The sequence below is a fragment of the Cupriavidus neocaledonicus genome (genome assembly GCF_000372525.1).
Taxonomy (GTDB): Bacteria; Pseudomonadota; Gammaproteobacteria; order Burkholderiales; family Burkholderiaceae; genus Cupriavidus; species Cupriavidus neocaledonicus.
Genome location: NZ_AQUR01000087.1, coordinates 57,089 through 77,771, shown reverse-complemented (window position 1 = coordinate 77,771; position 20,683 = coordinate 57,089). Strand labels below are relative to the sequence as shown.

The window sequence follows — 20,683 nt, the reverse complement described above, 5'->3', positions numbered from 1 at the left end:
GCCGCAGGCGCTATGACCAACCACAGGGACTACCCCTCTCGCACACGAGGGGACACTCCCGACATGCCCGCACAGGCGGCAGGAGCCAGGAATGGACCTCAATGACGTACCCGACGACTTCCCACGGCCCACGCTTCCAGCCGTAGTTCCTGGCGGGCAGCCAAAAGTGGGCGCCACCTTGTCATGGAACGTCTACGTTGGCGGCCAGACGCCAGAAGGGAGATTCGAGCGCTGGTTCATATGCGAGGACCTGGCTCAGCAACTACTTCTAGTGGCCCAAGCTGACGTTGCGAAGCATCCCAATCATTCGCCAGACGAGACGCTTGGACGCGTACGCGTATCCGTTGCGCGCAAAGGCTGGGTATCGCCTGATGAACTGGATTGGCTTCTGCAGCGAATGAAGGTACTGCTCCAGTGGTAGCGGACGTGCGAAGCGACATATTGCCCGGCGGAGGAGATGCCGTGACAAAGTCGAAATCCCCAACGTACGGACCTGATGCCTTCGGCCACACGCCGACGCCAGCACTGCACCTCGGAAGCATAGTCCAAGACATTCCACCTGTGGTTCAGGCCTTGGGTAAGGCTACGTGCCATACCCCGGACGAGCTATTGGCTAGCCTGGCGCGCTTTGGCTATCCCACCTATGCAATCGAAGACCCCGACGACAGTGTGACCTGGTACTTCTCAAACGATTTGCAGGAGGCGGTTGCCCTCGGGCTGAAATGGGTCGAGAAGGACTGCACTCTGGTACAGATTCCCGAAGACCAAGATGGCGAGGTTGTCTATGCGTACGTAGCGCGAGGCCTCGACGATGACCCAGACCTCCAGTACCTTTTATATCGCGAAGGCTTCTGGAGCGCTGCGGGCGGGGACTTGAATGAAGCAGCGACACCGGAAATCATGACCCGGTTGCGTATTGAACTCTTCAAGTTCCTAGCCCGATTGGGGGGAGGACAATTCCTCTTGCTCGACTTCTCAAATCCGGCTTCCGTTACAAGGCACCTAGAGAACTGGGAGAATGACCTTGAGCCGTAGCACAAGTCGGCTGCTGTCCATCCCGCGCGGGACACAACCGTGACCCTGCGACTCAAAGGCGTTATAGCCGCGCTCTACAGGCGACCAGATGATGGCATCCGACAGGTGTTCGCGCTGTCGCGTGACGAAGCAGAAAGGCTTCCACGCCTCCCCTGGGTTGCCATCATTTCCATAATCGCACCTGGACGCCACCCTGCAAATGTGGATGGCTTCGAGCACGTGGTACGAGCGAGCTTCGCCGACGTCGACTTTCTCAGCCCGAACCTTTCCCAAAGAGCTCGTGCATCCCTTGGCGAAGCCTTCACCGTCGAACAGGCACAAGTCATTCGTCGGTTCGTGGAGTCCCTGCCGAGCGACGTCACCTCTGTAGTCATCCACTGCGAGGGGGGCTACTCGAGGTCTTGCGCCGTCGCGCTCGCACTGCATCGCTTGTATGGCTACCACGTCGTCTTGAGACGGCTAGCACAGACGAACCCATCGGTCGTTATCCTAATGATGGGTGAAGGGAGACCTCAACGGAAAACACGGCGCGGTCAAGTATGAGTTCTGGCGCTCGACCTCCCCTGCAGCGGATTCACTCTTGGCTCTCCGAAGTCTGGACCAGGCCATGACGCGCCGGTACCTTACTTTGGAGGAGATGGAAGCCGAGATAGGAGGCTATCTGAAGACTTACCGCATCCATCGCAACATCGACCAAGCTACCCTCTCAAAACGAGCTGGCATCAGCGTGCGGGCTCTACGGAACCTCGAGGCAGGCAATGGCTCGTCATTGCGCACCCTCTGCACGGTGCTTAGAGCCTTGGGCCGCGAAGGATGGCTCGACATGATTGCGCCTGTTCCTACCATTAACCCGTTGATGCTTACAAGGCAGGCAAAGCCACGACAGCGGGCAAGCAAGCCCAGGAAGAAGAAGCCCACATTCAAGGAAGCGTTGGCAGCAATGCCGGACGTGGGTGAGGACGATGACTTCCATCGCAATGGATAGCAGCGAGCAGACCTAACGCCATGGCCGCTTGTGAGATGGAGGCCCGTGGCCTCGGATACTGGGGCAACTCGAATCTCCCGTTACTACTGTTCGTTGGAACTCATCATGCTAAAAGTCACTGTAGAAGTTGTCGGCCAGAACGGCTCGGCCAGGGGGATAGCAACCGCTTACATAGGCAGGCTCGAGCGCAGTGCCACTCCCGACTACGTGGTGCAGTTGCACGAAGACCAGCGCCAGCACGGCGAGAAACGAACCCTGCATGCCTACCCGCGCCACGCATCATCCATCTTTGACCTCGTCGCGCGCGCTCTCGCAGTCGGGTTGACCGGGAACGAGGAGCTCCCACCTCGCCCCGAGCCCCTCAGTGTTCCTACCCACCGTTCAGGTAACACCAGCTACGTGCGCCTGGGCGAAATACCCGAGCCGGCAGCGACGCTGTTCCGCAAGCGCATCGAGTACTCGACCTGCCCGGTTATTGAGGAAGACCCCACGCCGATGGACTGTGCTTACGCGTCCGACTGGCAGGACTTTTTGACCGGCCGGAGATAGCAGCGCAAGCGAGCACTCTCTGCGGTATCGTGGCAGCCACTGCCGGCTTGTCGCGCGTGAGCTGGGCTTCGAAATATCGCTTGAGACTTCCGTTGGCCCAGGGTGTTCGATGATGGGAGGAAAGAGAGAAAGAAGCAACCCAATCAGTCGACCGCGAGACGCTGTACAACGAAGTGTGGACGGACCCAGCTCCCCACTTCAGGGGTACTCACGAATGCCGAACGAAAAGGTGGGCCCGAAAGCCGTTCAGGTGATACACGGGGGGCAGCTGTGCCTGCAATGGGGGATTTGGCAGCAACGCTGTTGGGGACTTGTGGCTACGCGGCAAGGAAAAACTGGTACCTTCGCGGCAATGCCCGAGTTTAGTGGGGGCGATTGGCGTCAATCCAGGCCTGTACGGCTAGCAGTGTCAGGCCGTACCGAGCGCAATTGAACACTTCGAGCTTCTTCAATTCGTCGAGCAGCATGGCTCGAAATCCTGGCGCCTGGTCTTCCGTGAGCCCCAATGCGTCTACGGCTGCTTGAGCGGACTTCCGGTCTCTAACAACTAAGCCGATGGCGGCGGTCAGACCCTGTCGGTAGCGCAGCCGGAGTGGGTTCGGCACTCCCACGGATGCCATGGTGGCGCCGTACTTCTTCAGCGAGCGCCGATAGGTCCACGCAAACAGGTCCACCGCGAGCGCAACATCCCGGAATTCATACACACCGAGCATCGCGCGAGCGTAGCTCTGCTGGTCGACGTCCAGGAACGACAGCGGCGGGCAGTTGTAGAGCATCAGGGGAATGTTCGCAGCCAGACGACTGATGCGCTTGTTGCCATCGTCGAACGGCTGCAGGTAGGCCAAGTTCACCCAAAGGAAGAAGGCGGCTTCAACCGGATTCTTAATGTGGCGGACCTTGTCGACGATTGCGTCCAACATCTCTTGGAGGATGGCGGGCACCTGGGTGGGCACGTATGCCGTGTCGCTAATGTTGAGTACCTTCTTTCGGATGACACCGAGTGCGTCCGTACCAGCTAGGAGGTCCTGCATGAGCACTGCGTGCAGGTTTCTGATGAGGGGTGTGGATAGGCCTTGCAGCGGTACGGCGTCTACGAGGTACTCGATGGCGGCCTTGTGATTGAGCAGCATCACCGTGTCGGCATCGCTTCCTGCGGTTCCCCGCGCGAACAGCTCTTCGGTCGCCTTCAGGTCGTAGCGGTTGCCTTCCAGGCAAGAGGACGACCAGGACAGGTCAATGCGCAGCGGTTCCAACACCTTGCGCGCGTAAGTTCCGGCCGGCAATTGCTCTCGCAGGCGCCCCGAGAGATAGAGCTCTTGGGCCAGGGCTTGCGACATCAGCCAGCTCTCGTTAGGCACGTAGCTGTCGACAAACTCGCGCCGATATGTCACCGGGCTCCGCGCGGCCAGGGGCACGTCGAGCTTGTGACCCAGCGCAATTGCCGCTGGTGACCAAACTACGTGCGGTAGCGCTTCGGTTGGGGCTGGCATTCGGAGAGTGGCCGGCTCCGTGGCCGAGCTGCCTGCCTGCAACCGATAGCGTGTTGCCCGAGCATGACCACTGCGAACGACCTTACCGCTCGCGCATAGCGCGTCGAGGTGGCGCCGGACAGTGGCTGAGCTGCCTTGCGTGGCGGAAATGATGTCGGTGGAGGAGACCTCCGGCCGCCCGGCCTGAGTTAATTGCCAGAGGGCTTCCAAGATACCGTGAGAGGTCACTTTGCGCATGTATCCGCTCAGAATCTGCCCAATAATGAGCAAATTGTACTCAATCGAGCAAATACCTGCAGATTTCTGAGCAGATTCGCCATGGCCAAGCGCTCTCTGGCGGTGAGCCCGAAGAGAACTTTCGTCGACTCGTTGGTCCGTCTGGAAGCTCGCGCTGTGGCGCCCCACTCACTGTGAGGTTTCCGTTCGTCAAAGCTCGGCTATACTGTATATCCATACAGGTATCTCGTTTGAGGCCATGCTCCCAGAACCAGCGAATTGCCCGTTATGCGGCGCGGCCGCAGAGCGGATTCGGTCGTCCCAACTACGCGGGTTCAGGTACACCTGCCCGTCGTGCGGGTCGTTCGGCATCGAGTCCGCCGCGCTGGCCGGCCTGATTGCGTCCGCTTCAACGCGGCAAGACCTCGCACGGCTGCGGGCGTTTGGACATCTGCCGCTCATCCAGCGCGACAAACAAGGGATACGCGTCGGGCCTTGCCGCGTGTAGGACACGCGCGCCTTCATGCCGCGTAGCGGAGCCGCGCTGAGGGAGAGTCGTCGGTTGCTGGGGGGGCTTGGCCTGCCGAGGCACCGGGATTGAGGAATTGCATCATGGGTAACAACCATCTGGCTTCGGAGTGCCATCTCCGAGGAAACAGCCTCAACGAGCCGCCAGTGCCTGGAGCAAACGGCATCCTCGCGCGCATCCCTGGACAGTTCGTTTCGGCCGCCGTGAGCCTGCTGCCGCCCGCGGCATTAACGCAGGAGCTTCATCAAGAGGTCGAAATGGACGCTGGACCTGCAGGGAGGGTTCGCTTCTTCGTAAAGAGGATGCGAGCCCGGCACCACCGACACTCGTACTACTTTCGGTGTACCGGGCGGAGCCGGTGAGCGTCAAGAATCCGCTCTGATGGGGTGCTCCCCCTTATGACTCGAGACAGGTGCGTCTAAGGGACAAGGTATCCGAGTCTGCTGCACTGCGGCGAAGCGAGTCCGGGTGGATGCCAGGTACGCAAATAGGCGGCGGCGTCTCAATGTCACGCACGGCCTCCATGCGTGTATCACCTTCCGGCGCAACACGGAGGTAGATGTGGCGCGCCACAATGGCAGCCACGACAATGACGATGGCGGCAAGGAATGCTCTGGCGAAGAGCTTTGTCCAAGTGGTCACGCGATGACAACCATCAATGGTAGAAATCGCGGTACATGTCGCCGCAGTGATAGTCACGGTAGTATCGCCAGACGCCTGCTGTCACGCCAACGACAACAAGAATCGGCCATACGGCATTCAATAGTGGAAACGCAGGCTCGCACTTCACCGTCGCTAGCCTACTGACCGGCAGGCAAAGAATCGTGTTGATGGCTTGGGCGCCCAGAAATGCAATGAATGCGAAGAGCCACCACCTGACGATTTCCCAGACATACCGATACTGTAGCTGCTGAACTAAAGGACGACGTCGACGCCTTGGCATATTTGGACTGGGATTGAACGGATGTCATCACTCTGCCCCATGTCATTTCTGCCGGCGCCCCTCAAGAGGGTGATGTTGTGGAAACGAGACTATCCTCGACCGGTGACCTCGTTCACCGGGAAGTCGCTGGACGTCAGAACGATGCGAGAGTTGCTTGGCACCCTGCGACTCCTTGCCGCTGCATCTCTGATTCGTTCCCATCCATGCATGAAAGCCCCGAGAATCGCATGGCTCCTATCCTTGCCGGAAAATCCTGCGAGTGCCAGACCGAAATGGCCCTCCAAAGCTTCGCGGCTGACCGCAAAAGTCTGGTTGTACCTGCCGATGAGATACTGGAACTGGACCCCAATGTCGTCATCGATGCCCGCCACCTCAAGTCCAACGGGGTAGACCATAGCCTCCTCCGAGCGCATATCGATGGAGTTAGAATACGCCTGATACTGCAGCTAGTGACGCTTCTGTTCAATGCTAACGTGAGCGAATCCTAACGATGCTCAGATTCAACGCCCCCACCTCGCCCCTTGTTGAACGCCTTTCAGATGCGCAACAACTAAGGGAGCGCGCTGCTGCGATTCTTTGGGTAAAGTCTCAGATGGCCAAGCACGGCATCGCAATAGATGACCTGGTTGCCGCCGGATGCTTTGCCGCAACGACTCCGGCTACCAGCCAAAAGGTCCGTCCCGCCCGCTTCAGAGACGCTGCCGGCCATAGCTGGGATGGCCACGGCGACCTACCCGAATGGCTTCAGCGCGCGGTGAATGCTGGCCAGACCACGGACCATTTCAGGGTTTCGTGAGCACGGCAGTATGCCTAGCAGCCACCATAGTTTTTACGGCCGCTCGCTGTAATCGTGTACGTACCTCCAAGAGGTCCCGCGTAGCACGTTTGGTCGGACCCTGTCGTGCGAGGCGCTGCCAAGGTATTCGTCGCTCGTGTTGGAGGTGCACGAGTAACATCCGGAGCGACGAGATTCGCACTCCCACCCGCGCGATGACAAGGGTAGTCACCCGCCTTTTGATTGGTGTGGGTGTTCGATGATGGGAGGAAAGGGTGAAAGAAGCAACCCAACCAGTCGACCGCGAAACGCTTTACAACGAAGTCTGGACGGACCCGGTGACTGTCGTGGCGCCACGATACGGATTGTCAGATGTCGGGCTTGCCAAGATTTGCCGGACATTGGCAATTCCCCTGCCTAGTCGAGGCTACTGGGCAAAAGTCAAAGCGGGAAGAATCATGAACCGGGTCCCGCTTCCCGACCTCAAACAAGAACACTTGTCGAGAACGGGTCTGGTCAAGCTTCCGCCAGAGCAAGCGGAAATCCGAGAGGCTACGAGAAAAGCGTCTGCGCGACTGCGTAAGGAACTACACGTAGAGCCCTTACCAGAACAATCATCTTCTTCTCTGCACCCGCTCGTTCGCTCTGCGTCCGAGCGATTGCGCCGACGAGACGGCTGGCCAGAGAACACTTTGCTGCGGTCTGCACCAAAGGACGTCCTCAATATATCCGTAACAAAGGCTTCACTCGATAGAACCCTCGGCATCGTCGACGGTCTGATTAAGTCACTGGCCACGCAAGGCTTCGAGTTTGAAGTCAATCCGGACCAGGGCGAGACGCTCATCAGATGGCTTGAAACCGGCACGACAATGGCTTTCTCACTAGCCGAGCAAGTGAAGAGACTCCCCCATGTGATTACACCGGCGGAGGAACGCGCACAAAAACGCTATTGGGGGCGGTCTCGGTGGGATGGTTCCGTGGAGTACCCGAATATCGCCAGATATGACTTCATCCCAACGGGGGTCCTGACAATCGAAGTCGGTCGCTGGCCATCGAGGTCATCGTGGAAGGATACCCCGAGAACTCGGCTTGAGCAGCGCCTAAGCGGTGTCATCGCGGGCGTCCTGGACTTGGCACGGCAGACCCATGCGAAGCAATTGGAAGAGACTCGTCGGAAAGAAGCTCACCAACGCGCCGTCGCCCACTATGAATTTCTGACGAGGCGGCTAACTGATGAGGTCGAGCGCTTCAAGCAACTCGAGTCGCAAGCGACCAACTGGGAACGCGCCGCCAGGCTTCGCGACTATGCGAATGCGGTAGAAAGGCAGACGGCTGCGACGGGAGGCCCATCCGCAGAACAAGTCGATTGGCTTTCTTGGGCACGGGCGAAAGCTGATTGGCTCGACCCGCTTGTTCAAGTCTCTGACCCAATTATCGACGCACCTGAACCGAAACGGCCAGGCTTCGGATGGGGCTAGGCCTTCCAGCCGGCCAGCGTCCGCGAGTACTCGATGGCGGTCTTGTGGTTGAGCAGCATCACCGTGTCGGCGTCGCTGCCTGCGGTTCCGCGCGTGAACAGCTCTTCGGTCGCCTTCAGGGCATGGCGGTTGCCTTCCAGACAAGAGGACGACCAGGACAGGTCCATGCGCAGCTGTTCGAGCACCTTGCGCGCGTAGCTTCCGGCCGGAAGTTATTCTCGCAGCCGCCCCGAGAGATAGAGTTCCTAGGCCAGGGCTCGCAGCATCAACCAGCTCTCATTAGACACGTAGCTGTCGACAAACTCGCGCCGATGCGGCGATACCTTCAGGGCACTCAGTGTCTGGAGGGTCCGATTACATATAGAAGCTGTAGCGAGGCTGCACTACATCGCCCTCCAGCACATACTTGAGAACCTTCCCGACCTGATGTGCAACACGCATCGTGATGGGCTCCGCGCCGTCAAACTGGGTGTTATTCCAGTTGAGCTTCGTCAGGGCCAGAATCTCTTCCGCAAGCTTGCGCGGGCTGGTGTCCGCCTGTGCAATCTGAAACTTCAATGGCCGGGGAACGTACATCCCTGGGTACGTGGCGTAGTACGGCACGCTCCCTCTGGTGTAAAGAAGGTGATTCGCTTCGTCCAATCTCAGCATTGTCCCTCTCAGCGGGGGATAGGTTCCTTCGCGAAACAATCGGGTGAACGACTTCGTCACTACCAAGAAATCGGCGGTCTCTAGTCCCTGGTCGTCGACCGCGCCGTTGAATCCATCGAGCTCTTCTTTGCTGTACTTCGAGCTTTTATGCAGAACCACTCGCGCTGGCAGGTGTTTATGTTCGCGCCTGTACTCCTTCAATGCGGTGGTAAGTAGCAGATGAGCGTCATTGCGAGAGAGGTGCGGTTGTCTGTCGTCCTTGGAGAGTTCAACTGCCTTACCACGTACGATTACTCCCTCGCCGCGTTCGTCATAGACTTGCGCCATGCTCGTCACCAGACTCGCTTGGTCCAGTGAGCGATAGAAGCTGATGCCAACAAAGCATGCATGAAGCTCGGAAGGGTCGCGTACGATACGCCAAGGCCGATAGTTCGCCTTGTAATAAAGAGCCGTGTGGAAATTCCACGCCCTGGTAGCCTCGTCCTGTAGCGTGCGCTTCTCCCCTTTCTTGCTCTTCTTTCCCTTCGCCGCGTCATCGTACGTTTGCGGTAGCACGAGCTGAATGGGTTGGTTCATTCGCATGACCTTGGCTTTCAGCATATTGCGGAGGTCAAACGTGCTGCCATATTCGAGGGCATCTTGCTTAGGGTTGAACTCGGCTGTCGCTTCGCTAGCTTCCTCATCCTCCAGCGCCACCAGTTCCGGCGGGACGCCCACAATGACCACATCCGGCCGCCCTGATTCGCTGATAGCCTGAACTTCGTCAGAGAGCAATGACTGCCCATCGGCCACGGCCATGAGTTCGGATTGTGCTGTGATGCGACTCAGTTCTCGGCTTGACAAAGTTCGTACTGAGCTTGAGTCGATATTGAACTCTGCGCGGAACGGCGAGTCAGGCCCAAAGCCAGGGAAGTCCGGGAATAGGTGCGGCTGTCGACTGGCCTTAGCCTTAATGCCAGCCTTGCTACGCTCGAGCCACTGGAGGATGCCGTCTACCGTTTGTTGGGTGCCGACTACTCCCAGGCGAATGCGGCGCGGTTGCCCCTCAATGCTGTCGAGCGGGCCAAACAGAGCGATTCCTTGGCGCATATCGACATGCCTGTGAAGGCCGCCGAACTCTAGCTCTGGCTCTTCTAAGAGGTCAAGTTTCATCATCCAAGCTCGAACAATGGTGCGGAGGGGGTGTCGCTTTGCTGTTTATCGTCGCTATCCGATGACGTCCACGCGTTGTCATCGATACCGCGGTCAATACCGAACGAGGCAGGGGGGCCGAAGTCGAGAAATGGATAGCCCTCGTCAAACAGGCCTGGAGGGTTACGTAGAAGGTCGGCCCACATCATCAGTTGCCCACGAATTGCGCCGTTCTTTTCGAGCTCTTTGATACCCTTCAGCCAGTCTTCATGCCACTTGCTTTGCTCGATGCCGTTCTTGGTAAAGAAATACGTCGGCGTAACTTCGAGATACCAATCGCCGCCAAACCGGTAGAACTGCGCCTTCATTGCTGAATGCCGGAAGCCCATCAGATGCTTCTTCTGCTTATTGCGGAGCTCTTTGAATACTTCTCGTGCCGTGGCCTTCTTGTCCCCACGATAAGCATAGTCGTACGGCGTCTTGCTTTCGGACGGGGGGAAGAAGAAGCATTTCGTAGCTTTGTCAAAGCGAAGCGCCTCGGGCATTGACCGCAGTTTCTCTCGCAGACAGCTGTTTATGAGGTTCACAAAGTCGCGCTGCCTGTCAGCGTCAGGTGATGCGGCCCACTCCTTGACACCGAAGTCTTCCACGGTGCCTCGGTCGCACAAGTTTTGATAGCGCGGCTCAGTTAGGTCGCGCACCGCAAGTATTCGTTCGTTCTTCAGAACAAACTCGAGCCGCAGATTGGCTTCACGCAATGCCGCACCAAGGTCCTTGGCCGTCCGATAAGGGGTTTCCGCCAGGTAAAGTCGCTCTGGCAGCTTCGTGACCGGCAGCAGGTTGCTGACGAGCGTCTCGCGCTTTACCAGCGCGGGCGCAACGCCCCGGGGTGAAGCCGCCTGGGCGACCTCAATGAGCCTGCCTTTGCTGCTTTCGTCTAGAACATCCCTGGCCTTAACGAATCGAAGCCGCTTCTCGCCCCCTTCTGTGGGAGGCTTGATGACCTGCCAGTAGCACTCGTTTGTACTTGGTCTCGACACGATGAGGACTACGGGGACACTATGTCCGAGCCAGTAGCCCATATCTCTGGAATCCGGCCAATAGTCGAAACCGGCATCCGTCTCGTTCTTGAACTCCGAGACCGCTTTACTCTGTACCTTGAGCAGCATACCAGTCATCCGACCGTTGGCAGCGTCGCGAATCTCAATTTCGCCGTCGATGCCGGCGTCGTGTTGCGCCGTCGGTCTCCAGACCAGTCCCATCCGAGAGACCGTTAGTTCAATCAGGCCCGTTCCCTGGGTGCCCAACAGTTGGCTGTCGGTCAGCTTTTTCTCGCTCATTTCTTATCCAATAGACCTACTTCTGAGGTTATCCGGCTAGCCAGAGACGTAATACGGACTTTCGATACATGGATTTGAGACGCCAACCATTGTAATGCTGGCAAATACACAAGGGAGCCTATAGCGTCAGATTCATCAGAGACCGGGTTGAAGTGAGTCTGCGCGGTACCTCTTGGCGCCTGGCGGTGGAATCTGGGTATGATTCACTCAACCGGCCGCGCAGGTGCCGCCGTGAACGAAAATTGACCATGCCTCTCGACACCACTGACTACATCAAGCTTATCGCGTCGTCAGCCGTTGTTGGCGCGGCGGTTAGTGCGGGCATCAATTGGCTTCAAACCAGCCACAGGGAACGCAAAAATCGTCAGCACGAACGCCACCATGCGCTCTTGGATGCCGCAGTCCAGCTGGAGCGATTCGTGAAAGCTGGCGGCGACGCGATAGCAGCCGAGCGGGCCGCACCGCCTGTTTCGTGGGATGAGCAGTCATGGGAGCCGTACTACGCGGTCCAGTTCCCAACTTTTACTATATCTGACGCCTTCAACTGGAAAGCTCTCAGAAAGGACGAGGCTGCCCAACTCAAAGACTTCGTAGAAGCAGCGAATGGTGTTCTTTCTTACATCTCGGACTATGCCGAGCATGCTGATGACCCGGCGGATGTCGCTGCAGAGAAGGCATGCGAGGCCGCTGAGTACGCCCAAAAAGCGTGGAAGTTGGCGGTTGCCCTACGCGCTTCGGCGGGTCTCGGCCCCGCCGACCTAGCGGGTCATCACTACGGGTGGGTTCATGAAGTGTTCGAACAGCGTCTGCAGCTGCGCGCCCAAGTCCTAGAACGCCGACGCGTTTCGGAGGACGAGTGGTCCAAGAGTTTTGCATTTCCTCCTCCGCCAGCGCCTACTGCATAGACCGAAACGTAGAGTCCGTTGTAGACCCGCACTACAGAACAATTCGGCTTCGTCCCGAAGCTCGCATCCGAATGCCAGCTTGGCGAGCATCTTCCTCTCCCGCTGCGATGATGTCGTTGAGTACCGACCTAGTGTCTGCGGGTGTATTGAGAAACCTCATGCCAAAGAAAGTGCCGCGGAAAGATGCAGCGCTCACCTCTCGTTGACGCTGGTATCCGTATAGCAGTGCGTCGCCGCTGCCCAAAACAAACCACCCAAAGTTGGCGCCCAACTCACTCATGACATACAGGCCGAACCCGGAGTTGTCATAGACATTCTGCTGCGCGCTGTAGTTGCTTGTTCTCGAGATACCGGGTCGAATTGCGAGCTGTAGCGCTTGTGCATGCGACGCAATCCCATGGGCCTCTGAGAGCGTCCTTGCAATCCCGATTCCCTCATCGAGAATCGCAATCTCCACCTGCCCGTTGTTCCAGCGCTGCCCACAGATGTAGCACTCAGCTGCCTGCGAGTGCTCGAATACGTTTCGAATGACCTCTCGGATGGAGTACGAGTATGCTCTGAGCGGTTGCGAATCATCAAATCCGGCGAGAACGCCGGCAACCTTGCGCGCTTCCGCTTCAATCGCGGCATACCACTCCTCCACGCCTCGCTGGCCAACGTCGACCTCCGGTCGAGATATGCGAGTAATCGGCACATAGCTGCGAGAACCTCGAGCTTCGCCGACTTCATTCCCCGCCTCTAAGCCAATGAAGTGAAAGAACCCCATGTGCATAAGATACGAGTGAGCCTGTCGAGCGTTGTTAATTCCCAACGCACTAGACGAAAAATTCCTCTCTTTCCTGTATTGCACCCACTCTCGCAGCTTCGAGCCCAACGCAAGCATTCCCGTTGGCAAAGAGAACCGCATTGGCGCGAAGTCGACCGATACCTCAGGATGGTCACGAGCAGCGTCAAGTTCGGCAAACAGTTGTGGCAATCGACCCCGGTCCAGGGTCACGGGTAATCTCACGGTCGTCATTCTCAGTACTCGAACAATTCTCTCGAGTCCATGCTTGGTAGGGCTGTCGACTCACAGCGCCACCGCAGCGGCAGGCTAGCTCCAAGCCTCACCCAACGCCTGCGCCTGCTGCAACACCAACTCCACAGCGCCGTCCTGCTGGTCCGGTGGGTATTTGTATTTGCGAAGGATGCGCTTGACCATCAGCCGCAATTTGGCACGTACGCTCTCCCGCTCCGACCAGTCCACCGTGATGTTCTGGCGCAGGCTTTCGGTGAGCTCGTGCGCAATCTTCTTGAGCGTCTCGTCGGCCAGCTCGCGGACGGCTGACTCGTTGTTGGCGAGCGCGTCATAGAAGCGAATTTCGTCTTCGGTCAATCCCAGTTCCTCGCCCCGGGTAGCAGCGGCGTGGAACTTCTTGGCCATGTCGATAAGCTCTTCAATGACCTGGGCGGTTTCAATCGCGCGGTTCTGGTAGCGCGTGACGACGTTGGCGAGCATTTCGGAGAATTTCTTCTCCTGCACCACGTTGCCCGAGAAGCGACTCTTGATTTCCCCCTCCAGCAGCCGTTCGAGCAGTTCCACGGCGAGGTTGCGCTCGGGCAAGTTGCGGACCTCGGCGAGGAAGGATTCGTCCAGGATACCGATGTTGGGCTTGTCGAGCCCGACCGCCTCGAAGACGTCCACCACCTTTTCCGACACCACGGCCGAACTGATGATTTGCCGGATGGCGAGTTCGCGTTCCTCGTTGGTCTTTTTCTTGTCGCTCAGCTCGCGCTTGGTGAGGATGACCTTCACGGCCTGCATGAAGGCCACTTCCTCGCGCACGGCCTTGGCTTCATCGAGCGTACAGCACAGCGTAAAGGCCTTGCTCATGGCGAGCGCCGTATCGGCAAAGCGCTTCTTGCCATCTTCCAGGCCCAATACATGGTTGGCCGCCCCCGCGAGGCACTTGTGGCCACCGGTCAGGAAGCCGCTGTAGTTGTAGCCGTGGAGCATGCCACGCAGGATGTCGAGCTTCTCTTCCAGCACGGCGTACGCTTCGGCCGCGTCGACGGTGGGCCGTCCACGCCCGTGGCTCGCCGTGTACTCCCTCAGCGCGTTCTTCAGCTCGTTGGCGATGCCAATGTAGTCGACAACCAGCCCGCCCTGCTTGTCCTTGAAAACGCGGTTCACTCGCGCAATCGCCTGCATCAGGTTGTGGCCCTTCATGGGCTTATCGACGTACAAGGTGTGCACGCAGGGTGCATCGAAGCCGGTGAGCCACATGTCGCGCACGATGACCATGCGCAGCGGGTCGGCCGGGTCCTTGAAACGCTTCTCCAACCGCTTCTTGACCTGGCCGCTGTAGATATGGGGCCGCAGCAGCGCCTTGTCACTGGCCGAGCCAGTCATGACGATTTTGAGGGCGCCTTTCTCCGGGTCCGGGTCGTGCCACTCCGGGCGAAGCTTGATGATTTCGTCGTAAAGGTGGACGCAAATCTCGCGGCTCATCGCCACCACCATAGCCTTGCCGTTCTGGGCCTTGTTGCGCTCCTCGAAGTGCGCCACCAGGTCTGCAGCCACGGCGGCCACGCGCGGTTCGGCGCCGACGACCTTTTCCAGCGCAGCCCAGCGGCTCTTGAGTTTGGCCTGCTGGCTTTCCTCTTCGTCCTCGGCCAGTTCGTCTACTTCCGCATCGATATGCGGCAGGTCCTCGGCCTTGAGCGACAGCTTGGCTAGGCGCGACTCGAAGTAGATGGCAACCGTGGCACCATCCTCCTTGGCCTGCTGCATGTCGTAGACGTGGATGTACTCGCCGAAGACCGCGCGCGTATCACGGTCCTCGCTCGAAACCGGTGTGCCAGTAAACGCCACAAAGGTGGCATTGGGCAGCGCATCGCGCAGGTGCTGCGCGTAGCCCACCTGATACTTCTCCTGACCCGGCTTGCCTTTCAGTTGCGCTTCAAAGCCGTACTGGGTGCGATGCGCCTCATCGGCGATGACCACGATGTTGTGCCGGTCCGAGAGCACGGGGAAGGTGTCCTCATCTTCACCGGGCATGAACTTCTGGATGGTGGCGAACACGATGCCGCCGGATGGCCGGTTGGCGAGCTTGGCGCGCAAATCCTGTCGGGTCCCGGCCTGAACCGGCTGTTCGCGCAACAGGTCCTGTGCCAGCGAAAACACCCCGAACAACTGGCCGTCGAGGTCGTTGCGGTCGGTGATGACAACGATGGTTGGGTTCTCCATCGCCGCTTCCTGCATCACGCGTGCGGCGAAGCAGGTCATGGTGATGCTCTTTCCACTGCCCTGCGTGTGCCAGACCACACCACCCTTGTGGTTCGCGCCGGGGCGCGATGCCGCCACCACCTGCTGGATGGCGGCTCGGACCGCGTGGAACTGGTGGTAGCCCGCAATCTTCTTGACCAGCGTGCCGTCGTCCTCGAACAGTATGAAGAAGCGCAGATAGTCCAGCAGGTAGGCCGGTGCCAGCACGCCGCGCACCAGCGTCTCCAGCTCGTTGAACTGACCCAGCGGGTCGAGCGTGACGCCGTCGATGGTGCGCCACTGCATGAAGCGCTCTGCGTTGGCTGAAAGCGAGCCCATGCGCGCCTGCGAGCCGTCGGAAATCACAAGGATTTCGTTGTACTGGAAGACATCCGGAATCTGCGCCTTGTAGGTCTGAATCTGGTCGTACGCCTTCCAGATGTCTGCGTTCTGGTCAGCCGGGTTCTTCAGCTCCAGCAGCACCAGCGGCAGGCCATTGACGAAAAGCATCACGTCGGGACGACGAGTGTGATGCGCCCCCTTGATGGCAAATTGATTGACCGTGACCCATTCATTGGCAGCTGGGTTCGCCCAGTCGACGAGCCGCACGAAATCGCCGCGCGTCTCGCCATCCTTCTGGTACGCCACCGGCACGCCGCCCACCAGCAATTGGTGGAAACGCCGGTTGGCCGACAAGAGCGCCGGAATGCCCAGGTCCTGCACCTGACGCAAGGCATCCTCGCGCGCCTGGAGCGGTATTGCAGGGTTGAGGCGAGAAATCGCGCCGCGCAGCCGCTCGAGCAACAGCACCTGCCTGTAATCAGCCCGCTCCGGGTTGGTCCCCTCTGGGGCGAGGTCGGGGCCGAAAAGGCAGTGATAGCCGACATCGGCCAGCCAGCCCAGCGATTCCTGCTCGAGTTGGTCTTCGGTCATGGTCGTCCTCAGGCGACGAGCGCTTCGACTTCAGGCAGACGCAGTTGGCCAGAAATCAGGCGGGGGAGCAGAGCATCTCGCAGTTCAGCTAACGTTTGGGCCTGTTTTTCGTTTTCAACAATTTGGTCAAAAAGAGCTGCGACAACGTCGGTAAAAGCTTGAATGACAGACCCGGGCGGCACGAGTATGGGGATTGGACGAAACGCCTTCTTGCTTATCTCCATAAAGGTAGAACCATTGGCCCTCGCCTTTATGCCCTCCATGTTCTGCCTGCACCAGAAGAGCATGTACAACGGTGGCAAAGTACTGCCTGGTGGCATGGCGATGTACCCCTGATTGATGGCAAGCCGTGTTTGTGCGATAGCCAAATAGCCAATCGGAGCGCGGGACGACATCAGCAATGTGCCTGTCGGCAACAATCCCGAACTGATTTTTGCCAACCCTTTGGCCGATAGCTTTCGCTCTGTGCTCAGCAGCACAGGCGCTTGCATTCCAGAAAGGTCTTTCGGCGTCGTCCAGCAAAACTCCGCAGGGTCCCAAAAGTCAGGTTCTTTAGTATCGGGCGTCGCGCCGCCAACAGTGTCCACTACCTCACCAAGCGACAGCACCCGCCACCCCTTCGGCACCAAGCCCAGCTGTGACTCCTCGAATCCGTCCGGAAACAGCGCGGCTGTGGTTTCATCCATGCCTTCAGGCGCGCGTTCTTCCTGTTTGGCGCGAACGGGGTCGAAATTAACAAACCAAGACTTGAACAGGGCCTGGGCGATGGCTTCCAGCGTGGCATTGGTTTCGCGCAGGAGGCGCTCCCTTTTCTCAATCTCTTCAAGCAAATCGACCGTGTTCGAGCGAAAAGACGTGAAGGGAGGGACTTCATACGAAAGGAAGTCCTCTCTGCTCATTGCTACGACCGCACTTCCCATTGCGCGGCCGGCGCAATACTCACGGTACTGGGGGGAGCGAAGCACCCAGTAAAGATAGTTTTCTATCTCTTTGTTCGGCTGGAGGAATTGGAGCTTCACGGTGTCTTGGGTCAGTCGACCGGACGGAACTGATTCCGGAACTCGAGCGACTGAACCAATCATCTTCCCGTCCTTAGTCGCCCCTTTGAGCGATGCAAACAAGTCGCCGGGGGCCAGCATCAACTTGGAAGGACAATCACCGCCGTACGTCTTAAAGTCCTCCTCCCGAAACCCTCCACCCGGTTGAATTGACCCTAATCCAAGTAGCGCGGGTCCAGGTTTGCCAACTAGGTCCCCTTTGTATGTTGTCCCTCGAACAAGTGATACAAAGTCACGAACGGTCTTAGTGGAGTCAGAACTCATACCCCAGCCCCCCCAGCTTCTGCCGAATCAACTGGTCCAGTTCCGCGCCCTTGGCCATCTGTTCGCCGAGCTTCTCAGTGAGCCTCTGCATCTTGTCGGCAAAAGCTTCGTCGTCGTTCTCGACTTCCTCGGCGCCGACGTAACGCCCCGGCGTCAGCACGTGGCCGTGCTCAGCAATCTCGGCGAGCTTGACGCTGCGGCAGTAGCCGGGGATGTCGGCGTATTCGCCGCCGCCTTCCTCGCCGCGCCACATGGCGACGGTATTGGCGATGCGCTCGATGGTCTCGTCGGTCAGTTCGGCCTGCACTCGGCTAATCATGCTGCCGAGCTTGCGCGCGTCGATGAAGAGCACTTCACCTTGGCGCGTGGCCTTCTGCTTGGCGAGGAACCACAGGCAGGCCGGAATCTGCGTGTTGAAGAACAACTGGCCTGGGAGCGCCACCATCACTTCGACCGCGTCGGCGTCGACCATGGCGCGGCGGATGTCGCCCTCGGAGTTCTGGCTGGAGCTCATCGAGCCGTTGGCGAGCACGATGCCGGCGCGGCCGTTTGGCTTCAGGTGATACAGCATGTGCTGGAGCCAGGCGTAGTTGGCATTGCCCTGCGGCGGCGTGCCGTACACCCACCGCGGGTCGCCTTCCAGGCTACCGTGCCACCAGTCGCTGACGTTGAACGGCGGGTTGGCCAGCACGAAGTCAGCGCGCAGGTCCGAGTGCTGATTGCGCACGAACGTATCCGCCGGCTCGCGCCCAAGGTTGTAGTCGATGCCCCGGATAGCGAGGTTCATCGCCGCCAGCCGCCAGGTGGTGGGATTGGATTCCTGCCCATAGATGGACACGTCTCCAAGCTTGCCGCCGTGGGCTTCGATGAATTTTTCCGACTGCACGAACATGCCGCCCGAGCCACAGCACGGGTCGTACACCTTCCCGTGGTGCGGCGCCAGCACCGCGACCAGCGTCTTGACGATGGAGGCCGGAGTGTAGAACTGCCCCCCCTTCTTGCCTTCGGCGCTGGCGAACTGACCGAGGAAATACTCGTACACCTGCCCAAGCACGTCCCGCGCCTGGCCGGCGTCCTCGCCGAAGCCGATGGTGGAAATCAGGTCAACCAGCTCGCCCAGCTTGCCATCAGGCAACTGAGCCCGGGCGTAGCGCTTGTCCAGAATACCCTTGAGCTTGGAGTTCTGCGCTTCGATTTCCGCCAGCGCTTCGTCGATGCGCTTGCCGATGTCAGTCTGCTTGGCAGCACTGCGGAGACTCTCCCAGCGCGCGGTCTCTGGCACCCAGAAGACGTTGACCTCACGGTAATAGTCGCGGTCCTCCAGCTCCTCGGCCAACATCTCCTCGTCGCAGTCGTGCAGAAAGTATTCGTCCTGCTCGTCGGCAAAGCGCCGGGTCAGCTCGGCGCGCCGAGCAGTGAAAGTGTCGGAGATGTACTTGAGGAAAATGAGGCCAAGCACGATGTGCTTGTACTCGGCGGCGTCCACGTTAGCCCGCAGCTTGTCGGCCGTGGCCCAGAGGGTTTTTTTGATGTCGTCAAGCATCAGCTATCGGTTGTCCATTCACGTTGGCTCCTTTGTCTGGACATAACGCTCGGCGTCTTGTCCGCAAGAGGTAATGGACAATTTTAGCTTGAATGACAAGCCGAGAGGCTGACGGGTGCAAGGACAGCGTTCCTCCGGGTCCGGACTCTGCAGCGGTGGTAGGACCACTATTTCAGCTTAGCTCTCGAAGCGTGACGGCTCCCCCGTGGGCCGAACCGAATACTTTGAGGCCGGGCATTACAGGCTCGCAGCGTTACGCACACACAATTTACCTATACGAACTCCCTCGATAATCCGAGAGCTCACGAAAGTTCAATTGGTACTTCGATGCGGTCTCTCGCAACACAAACATTATCCTTTAGCACATAGCATTCCACGAAATGATGCCCACCAAAGGAGGTTCGTTCAGTCAATCGCCGCCGCCCCGCATCCCGCATCAGCTCGCCTCGAATCTGATTCTTTTTCTCGGCCAATAGCCCTACGTTTCGAACCTTCCACAGCATCTCATATGGCTCGGGAACATTACAATCAACCACGAAAAACTCGAGATTTCTTCCCAACTTCAACCAGGGGAACGTTTTCTCCATGAACTTAATTCTGGCTTCATGCTTCCCCGCATAAGCTACATCGTACCCAATTTCCAACTCATACTGAATATCAACAGGATTTTCATCCTCAATATATTGTTCCGTGTTACTCGCCTCAGCATACGATTCAAAAGCTTTCGACAATGTGCCCGTCTGCACAGACGGGAACAACGGACCAAAAATCTCCCTCCAAAGGCGCTGCTTAGTTTTCTCATTATCGGCATCCAACGCCTCCTGTGCCTTTGCCGCAGCTTTCTTTGCTTTCCGCTGAAACTTTCCTTTGGTAGCTACACGGGAGTTGCTGCCCGGCGCGAGCCAATACTGCTGCTCAGGTCGATTTGCCAGAAAAGAAAAAATATCTCGGACAAGCTCAGGATAGCTGCCATAAGATTTCTGGTCGTAATCGGTATTATCCCTAAAAAAATTGTACACCAGCGTGTCAATTAGCATGCCACTCATGGCAGCTCCGTGCACGTTCTTCCAGGCGCGAACCATTTTAGCTACGCGCTTGAGGTTGCGATTGCACCGCTTATTAACTTCATTTACCGCAGAAATTTCCTTTCGGGGCAAACAGTAGTTATTCCAAGAGCCACCGTTATTGCTGTCTCCATATCGGTAGCTCCCGTCCATCTGCAGGAACGCTGGCAGGACTTCAACTACGTACTTCCCAAAGGAAACCACCACCACTTGGCCGTCACCGTTTACTTTAGTGTTCGGATAGCGCGCCTTGATAGACTGTCTGATTTCCTGCAACAATTGGGAAGGGCCGTTATTCTGGACCTCCGACACCCTGTCAAAAACCTTCTGCGGCAGCTCAAAAATCATATCTAGGTCGCTAACGTTTCGAATTGCCGTTTGACGACCGTATGAACCGACTTGAAGGCTGTTAGCAGTCTCGGAGGACGAATCCCAATAGTCCTTGTTGAGCCGCTTTGTAATCTCAGCGTAGGAAGTGGAAATATCCTCTTGATTGGCAACCGCCAGGTTCTTTCGGAACTGCTCAAAAAGTGTAGAACTCATTCCA

The 20,683-nt window shown here is 58.2% G+C and carries 16 protein-coding genes; 7 read left to right on the top strand and 9 right to left on the bottom strand.

Translation table 11 applies throughout. The features are described 5' to 3' along the window. The first annotated feature begins 91 nt into the window (after positions 1-91). From A3AG_RS33320 to A3AG_RS0110045, 4 genes are all read left to right on the top strand, one after another. Positions 92-421 (top strand): hypothetical protein, encoded by a 330-nt coding sequence (locus A3AG_RS33320; protein WP_081610712.1) that lies wholly within the window; start codon positions 92-94, stop codon positions 419-421. 41 nt (positions 422-462) lie between these two features. After that, positions 463-1,035 (top strand): transposase, encoded by a 573-nt coding sequence (locus tag A3AG_RS0110050; protein ID WP_116344631.1) that lies wholly within the window; start codon positions 463-465, stop codon positions 1,033-1,035. Between the two features lie 607 nt (positions 1,036-1,642). Then, complete coding sequence (locus A3AG_RS33310) at positions 1,643-2,020, top strand: helix-turn-helix domain-containing protein (RefSeq protein ID WP_204321151.1); 378 nt, start codon at positions 1,643-1,645, stop codon at positions 2,018-2,020. A 105-nt stretch (positions 2,021-2,125) separates the two neighbouring features. Further along, the gene (locus A3AG_RS0110045; protein WP_018005269.1) at positions 2,126-2,569 is read left to right on the top strand and encodes a hypothetical protein; all 444 of its coding nucleotides are present in this window, start codon (positions 2,126-2,128) and stop codon (positions 2,567-2,569) included. Between the two features lie 362 nt (positions 2,570-2,931). Here the strand turns inward: A3AG_RS0110045 and A3AG_RS0110040 are convergent, their stop codons facing one another. Then, positions 2,932-4,296, bottom strand: a complete 1,365-nt coding sequence (locus A3AG_RS0110040; RefSeq protein ID WP_081610714.1) for a Fic family protein — start codon at positions 4,294-4,296, stop codon at positions 2,932-2,934. A gap of 1,678 nt (positions 4,297-5,974) precedes the next feature. Here A3AG_RS0110040 and A3AG_RS34540 point away from each other — a divergent pair. Then, complete coding sequence (locus A3AG_RS34540; RefSeq protein WP_240619822.1) at positions 5,975-6,235, top strand: hypothetical protein; 261 nt, start codon at positions 5,975-5,977, stop codon at positions 6,233-6,235. A 562-nt stretch (positions 6,236-6,797) separates the two neighbouring features. Beyond that, positions 6,798-8,000: a hypothetical protein gene (locus A3AG_RS33290; protein ID WP_204321152.1), complete on the top strand. Its 1,203-nt coding sequence runs from the start codon at positions 6,798-6,800 to the stop codon at positions 7,998-8,000. On the opposite strand, the gene A3AG_RS34335 is transcribed toward A3AG_RS33290, so the two are convergent. The 3 genes from A3AG_RS34335 to A3AG_RS0110020 all read right to left on the bottom strand — a co-directional run bounded on the left by A3AG_RS34335 (position 7,997) and on the right by A3AG_RS0110020 (position 11,122). Next, positions 7,997-8,185: a hypothetical protein gene (locus A3AG_RS34335; protein WP_018005264.1), complete on the bottom strand. Its 189-nt coding sequence runs from the start codon at positions 8,183-8,185 to the stop codon at positions 7,997-7,999. The two genes, A3AG_RS33290 and A3AG_RS34335, sit on opposite strands and share 4 nt — an antisense overlap. Positions 8,186-8,354: 169 nt before the next feature. After that, positions 8,355-9,806: an argonaute/piwi family protein gene (locus A3AG_RS0110025; RefSeq protein WP_018005263.1), complete on the bottom strand. Its 1,452-nt coding sequence runs from the start codon at positions 9,804-9,806 to the stop codon at positions 8,355-8,357. Next, positions 9,803-11,122 (bottom strand): DUF4365 domain-containing protein, encoded by a 1,320-nt coding sequence (locus A3AG_RS0110020; RefSeq protein ID WP_018005262.1) that lies wholly within the window; start codon positions 11,120-11,122, stop codon positions 9,803-9,805. Before A3AG_RS0110020 ends, A3AG_RS0110025 begins: the two co-directional genes overlap by 4 nt. Before the next feature lie 248 nt (positions 11,123-11,370). Between A3AG_RS0110020 and A3AG_RS0110015 the strand changes: the two genes are divergently transcribed. Then, positions 11,371-12,027 carry a hypothetical protein gene (locus tag A3AG_RS0110015; RefSeq protein ID WP_018005261.1) on the top strand — a complete coding sequence of 219 codons (657 nt, stop codon included), beginning with the start codon at positions 11,371-11,373 and terminating at the stop codon, positions 12,025-12,027. Positions 12,028-12,058: 31 nt separating this feature from the next. Here A3AG_RS0110015 and A3AG_RS0110010 read toward each other — a convergent pair whose 3' ends face one another. From A3AG_RS0110010 to A3AG_RS34210, 5 genes are all read right to left on the bottom strand, one after another. After that, positions 12,059-13,024, bottom strand: a complete 966-nt coding sequence (locus tag A3AG_RS0110010) for an ATP-binding protein (protein WP_204321153.1) — start codon at positions 13,022-13,024, stop codon at positions 12,059-12,061. 96 nt (positions 13,025-13,120) lie between these two features. Next, positions 13,121-16,207, bottom strand: a complete 3,087-nt coding sequence (locus A3AG_RS0110005; RefSeq protein ID WP_018005259.1) for a type I restriction endonuclease subunit R — start codon at positions 16,205-16,207, stop codon at positions 13,121-13,123. An 8-nt stretch (positions 16,208-16,215) separates the two neighbouring features. Beyond that, on the bottom strand, positions 16,216-17,226 hold the full coding sequence (locus tag A3AG_RS31550; RefSeq protein WP_240619819.1) for a restriction endonuclease subunit S: 1,011 nt from the start codon (positions 17,224-17,226) through the stop codon (positions 16,216-16,218). Between the two features lie 292 nt (positions 17,227-17,518). Then, a complete protein-coding gene (locus A3AG_RS0109995; RefSeq protein ID WP_018005257.1) occupies positions 17,519-19,072 on the bottom strand; it encodes a class I SAM-dependent DNA methyltransferase in 1,554 nt (517 codons plus the stop codon). A gap of 302 nt (positions 19,073-19,374) precedes the next feature. Continuing rightward, complete coding sequence (locus tag A3AG_RS34210) at positions 19,375-20,679, bottom strand: SMODS domain-containing nucleotidyltransferase (protein WP_081610708.1); 1,305 nt, start codon at positions 20,677-20,679, stop codon at positions 19,375-19,377. Positions 20,680-20,683 lie beyond the last annotated feature (4 nt).

Coding starts and splice junctions, on each gene's coding strand:
- A3AG_RS33320 (WP_081610712.1), top strand. CDS start 92: ATGGACCTCAATGACGTACCCGACGACTTCCCACGGCCCACGCTTCCA.
- A3AG_RS33310 (WP_204321151.1), top strand. CDS start 1,643: ATGACGCGCCGGTACCTTACTTTGGAGGAGATGGAAGCCGAGATAGGA.
- A3AG_RS0110045 (WP_018005269.1), top strand. CDS start 2,126: ATGCTAAAAGTCACTGTAGAAGTTGTCGGCCAGAACGGCTCGGCCAGG.
- A3AG_RS0110040 (WP_081610714.1), bottom strand. CDS start 4,296: ATGCGCAAAGTGACCTCTCACGGTATCTTGGAAGCCCTCTGGCAATTA.
- A3AG_RS34540 (WP_240619822.1), top strand. CDS start 5,975: ATGGCTCCTATCCTTGCCGGAAAATCCTGCGAGTGCCAGACCGAAATG.
- A3AG_RS0110025 (WP_018005263.1), bottom strand. CDS start 9,806: ATGATGAAACTTGACCTCTTAGAAGAGCCAGAGCTAGAGTTCGGCGGC.
- A3AG_RS0110020 (WP_018005262.1), bottom strand. CDS start 11,122: ATGAGCGAGAAAAAGCTGACCGACAGCCAACTGTTGGGCACCCAGGGA.
- A3AG_RS0110015 (WP_018005261.1), top strand. CDS start 11,371: ATGCCTCTCGACACCACTGACTACATCAAGCTTATCGCGTCGTCAGCC.
- A3AG_RS0110005 (WP_018005259.1), bottom strand. CDS start 16,207: ATGACCGAAGACCAACTCGAGCAGGAATCGCTGGGCTGGCTGGCCGAT.
- A3AG_RS0109995 (WP_018005257.1), bottom strand. CDS start 19,072: ATGCTTGACGACATCAAAAAAACCCTCTGGGCCACGGCCGACAAGCTG.
- A3AG_RS34210 (WP_081610708.1), bottom strand. CDS start 20,679: ATGAGTTCTACACTTTTTGAGCAGTTCCGAAAGAACCTGGCGGTTGCC.